The 16,772-nt window shown below is 43.5% G+C and carries 18 protein-coding genes; 4 read left to right on the top strand and 14 right to left on the bottom strand.

Features of this window, described 5'->3' with window-relative positions:
* Nucleotides 1-23: 23 nt before the first annotated feature.
* From K7B67_RS06600 to folC, 14 genes are all read right to left on the bottom strand, one after another.
* A complete protein-coding gene (locus K7B67_RS06600; protein WP_252179564.1) occupies nucleotides 24-1,388 on the bottom strand; it encodes an IS110 family transposase in 1,365 nt (454 codons plus the stop codon).
* A gap of 326 nt (nucleotides 1,389-1,714) precedes the next feature.
* Entirely contained in the window at nucleotides 1,715-2,620 is a 906-nt protein-coding gene (locus tag K7B67_RS06595; RefSeq protein ID WP_252179563.1) for a hypothetical protein, read from the bottom strand.
* Nucleotides 2,621-2,879: 259 nt separating this feature from the next.
* Nucleotides 2,880-4,658: an asparagine synthase (glutamine-hydrolyzing) gene (asnB, locus tag K7B67_RS06590; protein WP_252179562.1), complete on the bottom strand. Its 1,779-nt coding sequence runs from the start codon at nucleotides 4,656-4,658 to the stop codon at nucleotides 2,880-2,882.
* 2 nt (nucleotides 4,659-4,660) lie between these two features.
* Nucleotides 4,661-5,215: a sugar transferase gene (locus tag K7B67_RS06585; RefSeq protein ID WP_252179561.1), complete on the bottom strand. Its 555-nt coding sequence runs from the start codon at nucleotides 5,213-5,215 to the stop codon at nucleotides 4,661-4,663.
* Entirely contained in the window at nucleotides 5,199-6,032 is an 834-nt protein-coding gene (locus tag K7B67_RS06580; RefSeq protein WP_252179560.1) for an aldolase/citrate lyase family protein, read from the bottom strand. The genes K7B67_RS06585 and K7B67_RS06580 overlap by 17 nt, the downstream gene beginning before the upstream one ends.
* Nucleotides 6,025-7,497, bottom strand: a complete 1,473-nt coding sequence (locus K7B67_RS06575) for a lipid II flippase MurJ (protein ID WP_252179558.1) — start codon at nucleotides 7,495-7,497, stop codon at nucleotides 6,025-6,027. The genes K7B67_RS06580 and K7B67_RS06575 overlap by 8 nt, the downstream gene beginning before the upstream one ends.
* Nucleotides 7,498-7,692: 195 nt before the next feature.
* Nucleotides 7,693-8,118: a hypothetical protein gene (locus K7B67_RS06570; RefSeq protein WP_252179557.1), complete on the bottom strand. Its 426-nt coding sequence runs from the start codon at nucleotides 8,116-8,118 to the stop codon at nucleotides 7,693-7,695.
* 107 nt (nucleotides 8,119-8,225) lie between these two features.
* On the bottom strand, nucleotides 8,226-8,657 hold the full coding sequence (locus tag K7B67_RS06565; protein ID WP_252179556.1) for a nucleotidyltransferase substrate binding protein: 432 nt from the start codon (nucleotides 8,655-8,657) through the stop codon (nucleotides 8,226-8,228).
* Complete coding sequence (locus K7B67_RS06560; protein WP_252179555.1) at nucleotides 8,650-9,156, bottom strand: hypothetical protein; 507 nt, start codon at nucleotides 9,154-9,156, stop codon at nucleotides 8,650-8,652. The genes K7B67_RS06565 and K7B67_RS06560 overlap by 8 nt, the downstream gene beginning before the upstream one ends.
* Before the next feature lie 3 nt (nucleotides 9,157-9,159).
* On the bottom strand, nucleotides 9,160-9,483 hold the full coding sequence (locus K7B67_RS06555; protein WP_252179554.1) for a nucleotidyltransferase domain-containing protein: 324 nt from the start codon (nucleotides 9,481-9,483) through the stop codon (nucleotides 9,160-9,162).
* A gap of 187 nt (nucleotides 9,484-9,670) precedes the next feature.
* Nucleotides 9,671-10,093: a DUF86 domain-containing protein gene (locus K7B67_RS06550; protein ID WP_252179553.1), complete on the bottom strand. Its 423-nt coding sequence runs from the start codon at nucleotides 10,091-10,093 to the stop codon at nucleotides 9,671-9,673.
* A complete protein-coding gene (locus tag K7B67_RS06545; protein WP_252179552.1) occupies nucleotides 10,086-10,490 on the bottom strand; it encodes a nucleotidyltransferase domain-containing protein in 405 nt (134 codons plus the stop codon). The genes K7B67_RS06550 and K7B67_RS06545 overlap by 8 nt, the downstream gene beginning before the upstream one ends.
* A 173-nt stretch (nucleotides 10,491-10,663) precedes the next feature.
* Entirely contained in the window at nucleotides 10,664-13,525 is a 2,862-nt protein-coding gene (locus tag K7B67_RS06540; protein WP_252179551.1) for an ankyrin repeat domain-containing protein, read from the bottom strand.
* 303 nt (nucleotides 13,526-13,828) lie between these two features.
* Nucleotides 13,829-15,145 carry a bifunctional tetrahydrofolate synthase/dihydrofolate synthase gene (gene folC / locus K7B67_RS06535; protein WP_252179550.1) on the bottom strand — a complete coding sequence of 439 codons (1,317 nt, stop codon included), beginning with the start codon at nucleotides 15,143-15,145 and terminating at the stop codon, nucleotides 13,829-13,831.
* A gap of 102 nt (nucleotides 15,146-15,247) precedes the next feature.
* Between folC and K7B67_RS06530 the strand changes: the two genes are divergently transcribed.
* From K7B67_RS06530 to K7B67_RS06515, 4 genes are all read left to right on the top strand, one after another.
* Nucleotides 15,248-15,691: a helix-turn-helix domain-containing protein gene (locus tag K7B67_RS06530; protein ID WP_252179549.1), complete on the top strand. Its 444-nt coding sequence runs from the start codon at nucleotides 15,248-15,250 to the stop codon at nucleotides 15,689-15,691.
* A 59-nt stretch (nucleotides 15,692-15,750) separates the two neighbouring features.
* Entirely contained in the window at nucleotides 15,751-16,008 is a 258-nt protein-coding gene (locus K7B67_RS06525) for an AbrB/MazE/SpoVT family DNA-binding domain-containing protein (RefSeq protein ID WP_252179548.1), read from the top strand.
* A gap of 143 nt (nucleotides 16,009-16,151) precedes the next feature.
* On the top strand, nucleotides 16,152-16,418 hold the full coding sequence (locus K7B67_RS06520; RefSeq protein ID WP_252179547.1) for a DUF4160 domain-containing protein: 267 nt from the start codon (nucleotides 16,152-16,154) through the stop codon (nucleotides 16,416-16,418).
* On the top strand, nucleotides 16,411-16,722 hold the full coding sequence (locus K7B67_RS06515; RefSeq protein ID WP_252179546.1) for a DUF2442 domain-containing protein: 312 nt from the start codon (nucleotides 16,411-16,413) through the stop codon (nucleotides 16,720-16,722). The genes K7B67_RS06520 and K7B67_RS06515 overlap by 8 nt, the downstream gene beginning before the upstream one ends.
* The last annotated feature ends 50 nt before the right edge of the window (nucleotides 16,723-16,772 follow it).

Below are 16,772 nucleotides of genomic sequence, written 5' to 3'. Positions count from 1 at the left end.
CGGAACTCGCCACTTGCACAGCGTCAAGATGGTGAGGCTGTTTCAAGTTTGACCAGTTTATAGCCCATATCTTCAGCACGCTTTTTCATGTTTTTTACAACTCGATCACGGTATTGCTCTTCGTAGTACTCCTGACCTCGGTCAACGTACTCCGAGCCGTTTTTCAGCATGCTGTAAATCAGCCGGGCAAGTTTATGCGCTGTCGCCGTAATCGCTTTTGGAGCCCCCAGCTTGCTTCTCATCCTGCGATAATAGGCTCCCAGCGCACTTTTCGAGTTCACTAGTGTCAGAGCAGCCATACGCAGGGCTGAAGCAGCCCGATTGGGGATTCTTTTGGTTTTGCTGCTCAACACTTTTCCGCCTGATATCTTGTTTCCAGGACTCAGCCCCAGCCAGGAACAAAAGTGCTTAACCGTCGGCCAACGACCCATGTCTGTACCAATTTCAGAAACAACCTTCAGGGCGGTATTTTCCTCTATTCCCTCAATCGCTGTCAGATCTACCCCTGTCGCCCGGTAAAGATGGGATCTCACGTCAAAACCAGGGGCGCTGGCTGATTTTCGCTTTGCAGCAGGCAGAAAGGAACTCTCGGACTTATCATCAAACTGGTTCAACTGGCCTTCCAACGCCTTGTCACAATCTTCGATTTGCTTTTCATAAAAATCATAAAGCGCAACAGATTGCTTTAAGGCAAAGAGATGCTCTGCCCGGTAATGCCCATGCAGTGACTTGGCAATGACTTTCTCTGATTTTTTACAATGAGAGTCCCGATGTTTGGCCAGTACCTCTGGGTCATGCTCTCCCGCAAGAATGGAGCGAATGATGCCCATACCCGTTTTACCCGTGATATCCGTAACCACATTGTCCAACAGCAGGTTCATTTGTCGTAAAGCTTTCTGCATGTGCTGGATGTGTGACGCCCGATAGCGGATCAGGGTTTCACGCTGTCGCATGTAGGCTCGCAAGGCGCACATTTGATCTTCTGGGCGAAAAGCCCCCTCAAGCAGACCATGAGTATGCAATTGCTGTAACCACTGGCAGTCCTGAACATCTGTTTTACGACCAGGGACGTTTTTGACATGCCGTGCATTCACCAGTTTGACGTCCAGGCCGTGTTCTTCAAGCATTTCAAAAGCGGGAATCCAGTAGATTCCGGTAGACTCCATGACCACAGTTGTAATTCCGGTTTTCACGAGCCATTGGGCCATCATTTCAAGATCAGCGGTAAAGCAGGCAAAAGACCGAACCGGCTGGTCATCCAGCTCTTCAGGGACAGCAACGAAGTGGAACTCAGAGCCAATATCAATGCCTGCAGCATAGAGATTGACGGTTTTGAGATGGCCAGATATCCGCTTTTGAACTTTAACCGAATTTGGGTTGTGCTTCATGACTGTCTTCCTATACTGCTGGACGAAGGCATATCCGAGTATGGGGCTGTCGATCATATGCAGTCTTCCGAACGAGATCGCCAAGCGTCATCAGTGATGCGGTCGCCAGCCTCCCGACCACGCTAAAGTTCGGGCAAGTGCACCAGTGTGCGTTCGGTCTCTGGCTCGGGTATGCCTTCTTTCTTATCGTAGGACGAAGACTTGAGGTTGGCAGCAAAGAGTTACTCAAAGATGTGTGCCCGCAGGGCGGGCTAGTCCGCTAAAGATGAACCCGTATCACTAAAGTCGAGCACTTGTTTAAATCATTCTTGAGAATTGTAAAAAAGCTATACAAACCTAACTCTTCTTAATATATCTAAAATATAGGATAGAACTACGAAGAAAAAGGAGACCACCCATAGCCCTTCAAAAACTACACCTAAGAAAGAAGTCAGAAAAAAGCAATAAGTTTTATCCCTTCGAGCCATCGAGTACAGAGACAAAATCAAAGTTGACAGCACAAAAAATGTATAAAATGCTGTTTTCCCATAATTACCTATAATATATGAGCTATAAATATTACTCCTCTTTAGCATTGTACATATTAAATTTTGATCACATACTAAGTCGTACTCTGAATTCAGAGCTATAGCATTTTTATCAGCTTCCACTCCCTCAGTAAAATAATATATTTTATGTGAAATAGAAGGCAATACTGATAAAACTAGTAGCGTTGCCACAGCAAAGAATAGCTTTCCATTTATCCCAATACTCTTTCTTATAAAATACAATATGAGCATAAATGGAATTAAAACACCTGAACTCAAATTGGCAAGCAATAGAGCATAAAACAATCTTCCTTTTCCTTTATAAACACCCAAAAAATAATGATATAAAATACTAATTGAAAGAATAACTAGAGCTGTTCTGTAGCTAAAAAACAAAGGAGAAAGTAGAATGAAATATTTCCATTTCCCATTCCTAGAAATCAAAAAAGGGAGCATATAAAGGAGAAGAACTATTGATTGAAAAAAAACAGGCGCGTTTAACTTATAAAGAAACCAGAAAGGCCAAACAACAATATATCTAGCAAAATGTATGAACCATAATAAACCAGTCGGCTGCAAATTGTTATCTATGAAATTTATTTGACTATAGAAACCATCTACGCCATTCCCATAAAACATAGATTTAGGAAATATTAAAGAAAACAATAAAAAAACGAAAATATAAAAAAAATTTCTACCAGACATCTATACCATACTCAAAAAAGTTCATAGCTTTGATATATAATTATCATCTTTTATAAAGTTGTTATAACACAAGGGCTGCAGAGCAGGCATGTAACCAGGTATTGTGATTCTACTTCATTGCTCATACCCATACAGCCCAGAGAACTCGTTTCTGAATTCTTATCCAGGTGGTCAGAAACACCTCTATGGCCTTTACCAGTAAAGGGCTTCGTTTAATGTCTACCCTAAGCATAATAATTACCCTACTAAAGGCTTTGCTTTAATGATCTACGACTTCACGAAACCATAGCTCTAATGCCATCAAGGCACGGATTTCACGTGTATTATTATTTTCACCACTGCAATGCTCTTCATAGAGGCTACGTATATAATTATAATCAAACAGCCCTCGGTTAACTGCTCTCTCTGATAGCAACAAATCACAGCACATGTCGGCAAGCTCGGTTTTAAACCAATCACCTATTGGTACGGTAAACATCTGTTTCCGTCTATAAGCAAGTTCTTCTCCAATCAAGGGGGTTACTGCCTTTTTGTAAATATATTTTGTTTCTCCTGATTTTAGCTTTAATGTCCCAGGCATAGAAAATGCCAGCTCAATCATTCGATAATCTAGGAAGGGAGACCTATTTTCAATAGAAACTGCCATTCCCATTCGATCAGGCTTAACTAAATTATTTCCTGAGAGTAACAAAATTGTATCGATATAGAGCGCCTGATTAATGCGATCCATATTTTCGACTTTACTAAAAAAAGGTCTAATAACTTTATCAGCGTCAAATATGCCTATTCTTTTTTGGCTTTCAACGGAGAGTAATTTCTTTCTTTCCTCAGTATCAAATAATGAAATATTATTTGTGTATTTTTCCTGAAAATCCACATTATTAAGCCCACCAATATCCTCAGCAAAGAATGTCTTATATTTGTCATAACCTGCAAAAAGCTCATCTGCACCATCACCTGTCAGCACCATCTTAACGTGTTCTGAGGCAAGTTGTGCCACCTTGTATGTTGGCAGGAAAGAGACATCACCATGCGGATGATCACAATGATAGGTAGCCATTGGCCATAAGTCGATTAAATTTGGATCAACTTTTTGCAGGGTATGATTTGTATGAAATCTCTCAGCAGCTGCTTGTGCAAATGGTGACTCATCATATCTTGGATCATCAAATCCGATGGAAAATGTTTTTACAGGCTGATTCAGGTACTTACTCATTAGACCTACAACTGTGCTTGAGTCCACACCACCTGATAAAAAAGCACCAAAAGGAACATCTGCTCTTAACCTGATTTTTACAGCATCGGCAAGGATAGTGTTAAATTCTTCAATCCATTCTAATTCGCTTTTATTGACTGTAGTTATTTTTGAAATATCCCACCAACAGTTTTCTTCGATACCTTGCGCTGTTATTCTTAACCAGTGACCTGGCATCACATGCTTGATATTCTCAAACATTGTGAGTGGAGGTGGAACATAATTAAATGCAAGAAAGTTATTTAAAGCCTGATAATCAAGTTCAGGTTGCTCCACAGATTTCAAAATTGCTTTAATTTCTGAAGCGTAAACTGTTTGAGTAGCGTTGTTAAAATAATATAGCGGCTTTTCACCTACCCGATCCCTGATAAGAAAAACAGCGTTCTGTGTTTTATCATAAATAGCAATAGCAAACATGCCATTTAATTTAGAGACGAAATCAATACCATCTCTTTCATACAGCCTGAGTATAACTTCAGTGTCACAGTGAGTCTTGCAAAAATAACCATCTTCAGCAAGCTCCTGAGCTAGCTCAACATGGTTGAATATTTCACCATTTTGAACAACCACGATATTGTTATCATCAGAAATAAATGGCTGTTGACCATGTTCAATATCAAGTATTGCCAGTCTTTGATTACCCAGCGCTATGGCATGGGATTCATCATGATAGCAACCCTGTCCATCAGGGCCGCGATGCTGTATGGATTCGCCCATACATTGCAAGGTTTCATCTGAAATTCTGTTATTGTTAGTATCAACATATCCAAAGATTCCGCACATACTCAGTTACCACCTTTAGACAGTACTTGCTTAATGGTCATTAAAATAATCTTGAAATCCGTAATCATTGACATCTTCTTGGCATACTCAAGATCAAGTTCTGTTCGTTGTTCAGGTGTAGCTTCCGATCGTAGCGTAGCCTGAGCCAGACCTGTAATACCAGGCTTTACAGAATTGCGTAGTTGCCACTGAGCTTGTGTATATTCTTTTTTTTGTTCTGGAACATTAGGTCGAGGACCAACAATACTCATGCTACCCTGCAAAACATTGATTAGCTGTGGTAGCTCATCAATACTTGTTTTCCTAATAAATGAGCCAACTCGTGTAATGCGACTATCGTTGCCGACAGTAAAGTACGGTCCTTTTTCTGTCGCATCTGAAACCATGCTTCTGAACTTATAAATAGAGAAAGTTTTACCATGAAGACCTATGCGAGCTTGCGTAAATAATACACTACCTTTTGAATCTAATTTTATTGCTACTGCAACAACCACAAAGAGGGGAAAAAAGCATATAATTGCTAATAATGAAACTAATATATCAAATAGACGTTTCACAAACTTTCCTTACTACAAAACTATCAACTAATTCCTTGAATTTCATACGATCTATTTCTTCTTGCTCCTGCGTTCTCATTGACAATCGTATTTCTTCATTTTTTAACTTTTCAATTTCTCCTCTTAAATTTACAACTTTTTCTAGCTCTTCTACTGTTTCGCTCTGCCTATGAAATGTTCTTGAAAGTATGACAGCACTAGACCCCAGTCTTACATGTTCTGCTAGAACAGACTCACCGGGCACAATACCCTCACTCATTCGAGCAATTCCACCTATGCCAAATTTCAGCCCTGCTTCTTTAATGATCTTAACCATCTTATCAACTAAACCATTTGCTAATGGTTCAAACATAAAGTTCAAACGCATGTCAAGGTGTAGATCATTCAGGCCAATATGTATTTCGGATACTCCGTCAACATTAACAATCTCTTCCAGAGACTCTGCTGCCGCCTGTGTTTCAACAAGAAGTACAATTCCAACCCGACCATCGACATATTTTGAAAACTGCTGTACTTGTTTTGCTGATCTGAACATAGGGAGCATTAACATGTCAGCTCCTTCGGAAATCGCTTGCTCAACTTCATGCTTCGTCCCATTGTGAAGTGGGTTTACACGCACCATAAGCGGAATACTTTGAAGTTTTGCCTTAATTTTGCTCACGTCTTCTAAAGAATGTTCACTTATAAGGGTGTCCAGATGGCCTTGTCGCTCTTTTTTCCCCATCACTTCTAAGTCTACAAATATTCGCCCCACACCACAAAGCTCACCATATTCTGCAAGCTCTGGATTGTTGGTAATAAATATATATTCAATCATTTCTTTTCATCTTTACCATTAATTGTTCTCTTACTTCCTTCCTCATCAAGAACGCAGCAACTAAAAGTAAGGAAGACACCAAGGCAGATATAAATATTTTTACCCAATTATTTAAGTCAAAGCTTTGAATCTTAACGCATATGATACATATTGATAGCGAACAAATTAGAAGCAAAAAGGAGAAACGGGTTTCCAACATTGTATTCAGCCAGCTCAAACCTTCTATCCGAAGAAACAGAAAAAGAAAAAGAACCATTAAAAGGTTACTTGTAAGCATTGAGAAAATGATTGCGTACAAGTCGTAGCCATAGAGCCCTATCTTATAAATCAAAATAAATAAAATCAGCCCAAATACATTGACAATAAGAGGTGTAAACGTATTATTCCTTGAGTTAAACACAGCCGTTAAAAATGTAGACAATCCCATCAAGGGCAACAACCAAATACCCCACTCTGTCAAGCCTGAAATTTCTTGTATATTTGTAGAATCAATCTTTCCATAACCATAAACAACCGAAGTATATGACTCACTTATTGAACTTAGAGCGCTTGAAACAGCTACTGACAAAAACAAAGTTAATTGCACTCCATATTTAACAATTTTTGAGTGATCACTTGGATTTTCAAAGTAGCTTTTAGAGAGTTTTGGAAATAATACAACTGAAAGAAATGTTACAGTTATAGCTAATGGAAACTCAATCAACTTCGTTGAATAATTCAAAACTGCCAAGCTGCCGGGATCCAAGTAAGATGCCTGAGATCTTGCAAAAACTGGAAATAGTAGAATCGCGCTACCGGATACCACAGCCTGAAGATAATGCAAAAACAGCTTTTTGTTTATAAGAAGAGAATTAAGACTTTTTAACGGCGTGAATTTTAAATCACCAATTTTTACTAATTGTGAAACAAATCTTAATATTCCGCCAAAGAGGACGGAAGCAGATAATACATACACACCACCTCCAACCTGCCTAATAACCCACAACCCGAAGATAATTGATACATTTATTATTAATGTTCCCATTGCTGGAATCATATATTGGTTTCGTGATTGTAGAAATGCCGTAGTAACCCCAGCTATAACCGTTAACGGTAACAACCAGATAACATAGCCAACAGCTTCTACAGTTCTTTCAAATTCATCATAGCCAAACCCAGGAGCAAAAATGGATATTAGCCATTCCATCTTGAAATATATTAAGATTGCCAGCAACAAAAACAAAATACCGAAAACTACTATAGCCTGATAGACCAGCCTTCGTGCATATTCAGGATTTCTATTAAACTCTGGTATTAGAACAGCTCCTAACGCACCTCCCATGAGAATATTAACCAAAATATCTGGAACACTCAGCATTAAGATTACTGTGTCAGCTTGACTACTTATACCGTAAATAGAAGCAACAATACTCTCTCTAATAAACCCTGTGATTCTCCCAAGCAGAATACCAATATTTAATATCATTGAGGAAATTAGAATTGACTTTATCATATATTTCAATAGAAATTTCAGTGCTGAGATGTCAGGCTTATTTAGTGCCTACCCGAAAACCCACTAGTAATCGGATTTAGCAGGCAGCAGCCAAAACTTTTTGATTAAAATTTAGCCTATTCATTATGGGTGCTACTAATAGTCACCTAAAAAAATCCCATTGTAAGTTTATAATCCAATATGCAGTTCACCACTATACTGCGAACAATACCACCTAACCTTGTCAGCAACACCAAGCAACACAGGCGCAAATTCAAGAACCCTGGAGAAAATCAGATCCAATGCCACTGTCTGGTATTCATCACCAATACTATTCCTCAATTCACGAATTTCTATAAATTCACTGGCACTATCAATCAAACCTTTCTTCTCAGCCCGGTTGATTCTATCGCGGTTCGAGCCCTCGTCTTCGAGATCTATAACATCGACCAGACGGAATATTTTTAGTAACAAGAAATCGTTAAAGCGAACAAAACGAGCGGTAAGGGCTTCAAACTTGTCCAGATCTTCAAGTTCTGGCGTATTTCCCTTCTCAACAGTTACAGCCTGACAGCGAGCCAAAGACCATTTCAGCAACTCTTCCATCTGGCTCATGCTGTCCAGCTGCTGCCGCAAGAGCAACAGCTGGTCTTCTTTTATCGCTAGCTGTCGTTTTTTGTTCATAGCTTTGAATGGTGCCGGAGGATGGTCGGTGGAATAGTTCAGAGCCAGCGTTCCCCACTTATGGTCTCGTATAAGGCAATCGCATCTCTTACAAAAGCATCCATTAAATCGAGTGCTGCCTTTGTTTTATTGCCATCATAATTATGGGAAGGATCAATACGGCTATCCGCATAGATCAACCATTGCGAAATATCCGACGGCAGCAGTCTGTTTTCATTGGCAATCCGAAATAGCGGTTTCGGACTGTTAGGTACATCAGGTAACCCAAGACTGATTTTTAAATAGTGCTTTAGCACTTTCCACAGACAGTCATAACAGTTTCCAAATCGCCGGGTAACAGATTCCGATACTGCCTCTTGAATCCAGTTGGGTAATGCGTGATCAAGTGTCTGCTGATGATGGTATTGAGATTCCAGCAGCGTTAATGACTGTTTAAACTTTCCGCAGTCGATTTTGATGTCGTCAGCCATCGTTGCACTCCCCCGGCAAAACAGCACCATAACGCAAGGCAAAACCCCGAATATTACGGTAGACCGTTAACAACTCGCCAGCCAGCGGCATGGCCCGGTTCAACGTCTTGGCGGTGAGCTCACTGTCTTCCGGGTAATCATGGGCAAAAGCATTGCGCATCTCACGAAATAAAAGCCATTGGGCTGCATTGTCAATCGCTTCTATTTTTTCCAGCCGGTTGAGCTTGTCGATAAAGGTGTTTAACGCCCCCTGCTCTCCCACCAAATCCAACACCTGAGGAAAGAGTTTTGCTCCCATTGCATCCTGTAATTTACTGAACCGGGTGGCAAATTGATCCATGTACGCCACTTCAGCCGGAGCAAGGTTTTCGAACGCTTTGGCATTCAATGGAAACAGGCTTTTCACTTCGGCCATCACCCATTCAAGGCGCAAAGCATGACGGTCACAAATCAAGAGGGTGCGCCCGATAACGTCTGCAATTTGTCGTTTGCTACTCATTCATTACCCCAGAGCTCTGTTGCCATTCAATTGAATCCCGGTATTTCTGGCTTCATGGTGAATCGCTTCCCGGCGTTTTCCCCGTCGATAAATGACCAGGTCAATTTTCTGGTCACCGATGTGCTGTTTGATGTCCACCAGACTGTGGAGTTTAGCATCAATAACCGCTTCTGGGCTTTGCAGGTCGGTTTCTATGTAGAGATCTATATCACCGCCACGCTGATTATCATCAACTCTGGAGCCGAAGAGCCAGATATCAGTTTTGGCACCAAAGTGATGCTGAAGCACGTTGCAAATATGGCCTGCATGTTCGTTTGTGATTCTCAATGGTATTGACCTGTCGTATTTTCTTCACAGCTTTGAAAGGATGTCTGTTAGCTTGTGGCCGACTTTCGAAGTTCGGCGTGGGTCACTGACACGGCAAAATCATGAAAGTGACTGCCCAGCAAGGACTTCAGCTACAGGTCAATAATTTCAGGGGGTTTCATGTTTTTTCCCTGCGGGTTCAGGTCTTTCATTGTCCATCATTATTAAAGCTGCGCATAACTTCTTCTGCGAACCAGTTAATTTCATCAACATGCTTTTCTATAACAGATTTAAGAATAGCTATGTTCAATTTTTGGTACTCGTGGACCGCTATATTCCTGAACCCAACCATTTTTATCATACTGATTGTGAGTGGGGCTGATACCAGTCCATGATCGTTTAGTAGCTGGAAAGATTCTCTGGCATTCTGGGGGATTCCCAATTTTTTCAGTTTGATAACGTAGTTCGCCATATCCTGGGCAGCCTGGCAAGCTCTCTGAATATTCAGAATTATAGAATCCTGCTGAGTGTAATTTGTGCACAGTTCAGACTCATGACCTTTGTATTCTTCGTTAATACGGGCAATACAACGCTGAATGATTGAGTATTTGTTAAGAATAATGTCATTCATTGTGCAGCCTTCTTTGTAAGTCGTTCAGGATTTCCCGTCTATCGTATTGTAGTTGCTGGTACAGCGACATAACCTGGAGTTCGAATAAGTCACAGGTTACGGTATCTTGCTGCCACAGCCAGATTCCTGTATTGATCACTTCATGCTGTAGTACAGTGGTTGCTGCGCGTAAATCTACCAAGTCGATATTGGTATTCACCTGGCTGGCTAGTGTCTGGGCGTTTTCCCATAGTTCAACCGGGTCAGCCATACCATCAATCAAAATACCCAGGTCTATGTCACTTTCTTTATTGGCTGTGCCGTTGGCATGGCTCCCAAAGAGCAGTATACCTTGTAACAAGTCACCATAAGCTCGCCTGAGAAATGATATGATGACTGCCTTGTGCAGTGGTTCCATTGGTTTGATACTAGCTCTATCGGTAATGGTTTAGGCAGCGTAACTTCTGCCGTCCTCGCTACGGGCGCTATTCTCGGTCAGGCTCCTAGCGCTGTAGAGTCCGCCTTTCAGGGGAGGTATGCATTCCCACGCGGAGCGTGGGAACGAGTGGGAGTGGGGATAGACGTTACATTTCAGTCAATCACACTGGGCCCACTCTCAACCATCGCTTTTATACCTGCCACCGATTCTTTCAGCCGACTGCCAAAGCGCTGCTGATAAAATTCCCGCATGAGTTTCTGGTGTTCCTGGTCTCCCCCCAACATCGCTGTGTAATTCACATCAAGGTCATCCAGCTGGAGCAGGTCGTAGATGCCTACCCAGGTCTCTTCTTGCTTGATCGTGAAGCGGAGCTTGAGGTTCGGGTTGAGAATGTAGTGACCTCTGCGTATGCGTTTGAACAGTTTGCGGTTATAACGATGATCGCGGTCAACTTCGTTAGTCGACAAAATACCACTGATATAGGTTTGTTTTTTTCTGCGCTCTGGCAATACGCTGTCGGGTAGTTCCTGAACCAGCGTCGTTAAGTCTTGAGCTGTAAAGCCTTCCCACCGTGGGAGTCGGTCTCCCAGCTTGCGATAAAACAGGGCACACATCAGGTTAAAGAGAAACAGCCCCATCAGCTTTTTATCCAGCTTGATTAACCGGCCTTCTGCCTGTATCGCCATGGTGTCGGGCTGGAGTCGTTCGTAGATAGAAGGCAGTTTTTTGCTGCTGTAGGTCGGATCAACGGTGGCTGTCTCCAGTGCCATTTGCAGGGCATTGAGTCCGTTGGAGCCGGTCAGGCTGGCTTCGGCACCCCGTTCTATCAGGGTGTCTACTAATTCGGTGTTGCCGGTTTTGGCGGCGACCATCAGTGGGGTCAGGTTAAATATTGTCCGGTGGTTGATGCCGTATTTTTCTGTATCGCGAAGCACGCCTCCGGGGTTTTTTAATGTGTACAGCATGTAGTGCTTGCGATACAGCTGGCTCAGGCTTTTACCCTCATCACCAAAAGCCGCCCTGAAGTTTTGTTCTTGCAGCGCATTCAAAGTGGGTTGGTGATGGTAGAGCATGGCGTATTCAAGGGCCAGTATTCGCTTTTTCTTGTTGCCACTGCCTTCGAACCCTTGCTCACAGAGTTTAGTAAACGCTTCTCTGTCGTATACTGGCCAGGGCACTGGTTTTTCTTGCAATATACGACTGCGTATATCGTCAGCCTGATCCTGTTTACCTTGCAATTCCAGTTTGTGGGCTTCTTTTTGCCAGTCTTCGAGAGAAGAGTCCTGCTTGTCGAGGGTCAATTCTCCAGAGAAGTTCTCCAGGTCCAACAGCTTCAGCAGCGGGTGCTTAAGGTTTCCTTCGATAAGGTACAGGTTGTTGACGGCACGGGTCATGGCCACGTACAGGGCATTGATGTAGAACTTGTAGACTTCGAGGGATTTGTCCCGTTTATCTTTGCTGCGTGCGTAGTTGAGGCTGTCGCCTTCTAACTGTTTGGGGTCAATGCCTGCGGCAATTTCCCGGAACGCTTTCTCTTCATCCTGGACAAAATTGAAAAGAATAATATTGTCGTATTCCAGTCCTTTGGCTTCCTGAACTGAGAAAACCAGGGGTGTTTTAAACCAGCGACTGGCCAGGGGCTTCTGTTCAGGGTGCATGACCAGCACGGCAAAGCGGGTGGACAGCGCGGTTTTGGCGTTAAGGTCCCGCTTGACGGCATCGGTGTCTTTGAGTACCTGCAAGGTGCCGTCTTTGCCGCCAATACTCTGAACCAGGTAGTTGCTCTCTTTATCAATGGAACCAAAGCGCGCCTGTTTCAGTTTCAGGATACGGTTGGCAATGGCTGTCACTACTGCCGAGTTGCGGTAGTTGGTTTGCAGTACCCGGATGATTTCACTGCCACCCGAGAGTTTCTGCTCATTGAAAAACAGGCTTTTTACCTTGTCCCAGGAGAAAAAGTTGGGGTGCACGATCTGGTTGGAATCACCGCACAGCAGAAATTGCCCGGCATTTCGCAAGGTTTTCAGAATCAGGTACAGCTGGACGTTGGTAATATCCTGTACTTCATCGATAACGATAAAGTCGTACTGCGGCTTTGCCAGAGACTGGTATTGGTAGCTGACGATATTGCTGTCGTAGAATCCCTCTTTCTCCATCCAGGCCAGGTAACGCTCAAACAGATCGTAAACAGAGGCACGTTCTTCTTCATTGAAGATGGATTGTTTGACGCCTAACTGTCGGTAGTCATCCCGGCTGAGCCAGGCTTCAGAGAAGGAGCTGGTCAGTACGCCTCTGAATTCTTCGAAGACTTTATGGGGGTCACGCAGCGGGCTTTTTTGGCGGCGAAACCAGTTTTCAAAGTCTTTCAGGGAGACTTCTTTGCCGGCAGGTACTTGCAGGCTTTCCAGAAACTCTTTCAGTGAGAGAAAGTCGACTTCCTGGTACTCATTTTCGTAACCTTTGGCGTAGTAAAGGTTGCGGGAATTCTGAACCAGGAATGAAGACAGACTGATATAGAGTACGTCACCTGCCGCCTGTTTCATTTTCTCCAGGGTCAGGGCGGTCTTGCCACTGCCTGCGCTGCCAATAATCACCAATGGCGCTGGCATCTGGTAAATCTCCTTCTGACTCGTATCGAAGGAGATAATTTTATCCAGCAGGTTAAATTGACTACTATTGTTATTCAGATAAGGCAGGGGTTCTATGGTCAGAGCTTCGGAGCTTGCAACCGTCGGGATTTTCTCTTCGTCAATCTCGGCACCACGGCTGAGGAAACGAGACTTTTCGTAAGCGTGGTTGCGAATATGTTCAAGTACCAGACAGTAAGTGGAACCTTCGTAACTGTACAGGCTGAACAGCAGTCGGTCGCTTTTGTTCAAACGGGCACGGTAGAGGTTATGGTCGACTTTACGGACATCGGCTCGAACGAAGTCGTCTTCTTCCAGTGCTTTTAATGTTTTAGGCAAACCCTTGATCTTCTCGGGTTGCAGGTCGGAGTACAGTAAGGTTTTCACTGTTTGAGGTTCCAAAAACAGGGAGTATATACTTAGGATTTTTTCACGCTACCGCCCTTCAGATGACACTCTCTCTGAAAAGCTGCTTAAAAAATTGTCGACTACTTTGTTGATTACACACCCTGAGTGGTTATCCCATCAGGAAACCGGCAGGTAATAGCCTTCTCTACCCATCACATAGAATTACACATAAGAGGGTAAATCTTACACGTTATAGCTAGTTAAAACTACCTATATTAAACGACAATTTTATACGAATTCCTTATACACACCCGGAGGTAAAACACAATGGTAGAGGACAAACTATCTGGCGGACGGGACTTTTCTGCTACTGCACAAAATGGCGCCAACTGTCAAAAACGAACCAACAACCAGCACCCTGTCGTGGGCGGTTGACGTATCGGTTAGCTGCTGAAAAGCTATTTCAGCATTTTCAGACATCACAGGCAAATCAGCATATCTCGCAACGGCTTCACTAAGATCGGCCTTGTCCAGCGCCCTGGGCGAGTCAAAGTCAGTGACGACCCACTCATCGACCACTTCAGACAGAGCCTCAATCACCCCGTGATAATCCTTGTCTTTATAGATCGCCATCAGGGCACGGGTTTTTCCTGGTACCGGCTCTGCCTTTAGACGCTCTACCAGTTTTGTGGCTGCCTGTGGGTTGTGGGCAACATCGAGAATGACTTCAACTTGCTCGCCACTTTTGTTGGTCTCAGTGACTTTTTCATAGCGACCGGGGAGGCTCGATGTTTTTAAGCCTTTGTCGATGGCATCACGGCTGACGACTTCAGGTAAAAACTGTATTGCTTGCAGAGCGGTGGCAGCATTGTCAATCACCAGTTCAGGTTTGGTCAGGTCGACATATTCTATGCATTCACCTGTTCTGTTCAAACCTTTCCAGCGCCATGTTTTGCTTTTTTCGCTTAGCTCGAACTCTTTATTTCTTCTATATAGAGCTGATTCCAGCCTGACAGCTTGATCGACGATGCTATTGGGTGTCTCGATACCACCAAATACGGCGGGTTTTTCAGGGCGAAAAATACCGGCTTTTTCTTTTGCGATGGCTTCGATGCTGTAACCGAGCCAGTCCTGATGATCTAAACCGACGGTGGTCACCACTGAGACATCGGGTTCAATCATATTGGTGGCGTCCAGGCGACCGCCCAGCCCAATTTCCATAAGCGCAATATCAACGCTTTCTTTCTGGAAAACATCCACAGCCAGCAGTACGGCGAATTCGAAATAGGACAGCCAGTTTCCGCCACGCCCGTTGTTCACTTTTTGAAAAGCGGCGCACAGGCTTTCGTCGCTGGCCTCAATGCGATTGACTTTAATACGCTCGTTGAATCTGAGCAGGTGCGGAGAGGTGTAAACGCCCACTTTGTATCCGGCTGCCAGAAGGATGGACTCAAGAATGGCGACCGTCGATCCTTTGCCGTTGGTACCGCCCACTGTGATCACGAAAGGCGCGGGGGTTGTCAGCTCCAGCTTTTCGGCTACCTTTCTTATTCTGTCCAGGCCAAGTTCCATTTCGTGTTCTGGGCGGGTGTTTTCTAACCAGTCAAGCCAATCAGACAGCTGCTCGTAGGGGGGCTGACTGTTTTGCTGGTGTGTCATGGGGGTGGTTCCTTGGGCGAGTATTAGGGGGCGGATGATTGCATATTTGTCTGGATCTTTCTATATCTGGCTTTGGGTCGATGCTGTTACGAGGGGGTTACGATGAGTTATCACTATGCAGAGTGCGGTTTATCCTACATTCATCTGGCTGATGGTTATAATACTGAAGTCATAGATGAAGTGACTTATGTGGGCGTGGAAAATGTTCACGGCCTGCATCAGCTTATTGCCAAGAACATTACTGTAAAAAAAAGCCCACTTCTGGGTGAAGAAGTGCGATTTTTGAGAATCGAATGTGGAATGTCCCAAAAGAACCTGGCAGAAATATTGGGCGTTGACTCCCAAACCGTTGCTCGTTGGGAGAAGGATCAAACTGCCATACCAAGAACCTCAGATGCAGCGCTTCGCTCTATCTATCTGGAATCCGTAGATACAAACAGCAAAATCAGCTTTTTTCTCAACCTGCTTGCCGAGAGTGAAGAAGTTGAGGTTATACAACAACTGACTCTAAAAGCTGAAAATAATCATTGGTCGGTGGCGATTTAACTTATCTCAATGTCGGAACCTACAGGCCTGAAAACATGGCAATCAGGATAAATGTCGGGATGAATACGGTCATTAGAAGGATTGGCAACTCGTCAGGAATCATTATACCGCCAAAGTTACTGCGTAAACTGAACTTGAAGGATGGGGACGGTATCGTTATCACGAAAGTAAAGAATAGTCTGGTGATTACCAAGAGCACAAACCGGCCACGTTATTCAATGGATGAGCTACTGGCTCAGTGTGATCTGTCGGTCGCTATGCCGAAGGAGTTTACCGAATGGGATTCTGTTCCGGCTGTTGGAGATGAAGTGCTTTGAGCGTTTATTAATATGGCGATATTGAGAGAGGGTGGGAACGAGTTATGTTTGACCATATTTATAGGAACAGTTGTAAGCCCCCCACAGTTGACCAATCTGGCTTTGGAGGCAATGATATAAGCTTTTAGCTGATGGTAATTGTGATGCCTGTGATCTCTTCTTTTTTTGGAATTTACATCAGAATGTATCATGATGATCATCCACCACCACATATCCATGTTGAGTACCAAGGTCACGAGGCTTTGGTGTGTATTAATGATGGTACGGTTCTCAAGGGCTATCTTCCAAAAAAGGCCGCAAGATTGGTATCTGACTGGTGTGGTGACCATAAAACAGCACTATTTGATAACTGGCAAAAAGCAGTGGAGCTTCAGCCGCTAGAGCGTATTCCGGGAGCTGATTATGATTAAATTGATAAAAGCTGAGTGGTTATACGATAAAGAAATTCGCCTTTCTTTTTCTGATGGTTCCTACGGAGTGATGGATTTTTCTCCGTTGTTGTCTAAAAAAACAGCTATGACATTACCCTTGGAGAGTTCACAGTATTTTTGCCGTTTTTTCCTTGAGTTGGGCGCTTTGTGCTGGCCTAATGGTTTTGAACTGAGTCCTGGTAGCTTGCATGAGAAACTGGATAAGGCAGGTCAGCTAGTTAGGTTTGATGCCGAACCAACAAAAGAGAACGTGCCAACCACCCTTCGACTCCGCTCAGGGTGAACAGAGTTTGGGTGCCATTGATAAAGGGAAACCATCAATTACATTGAAAG

The organism is Endozoicomonas sp. 4G (genome assembly GCF_023822025.1).
Taxonomy (GTDB): Bacteria; Pseudomonadota; Gammaproteobacteria; order Pseudomonadales; family Endozoicomonadaceae; genus Endozoicomonas_A.
This window is presented reverse-complemented; position numbering and strand designations above follow the sequence as displayed.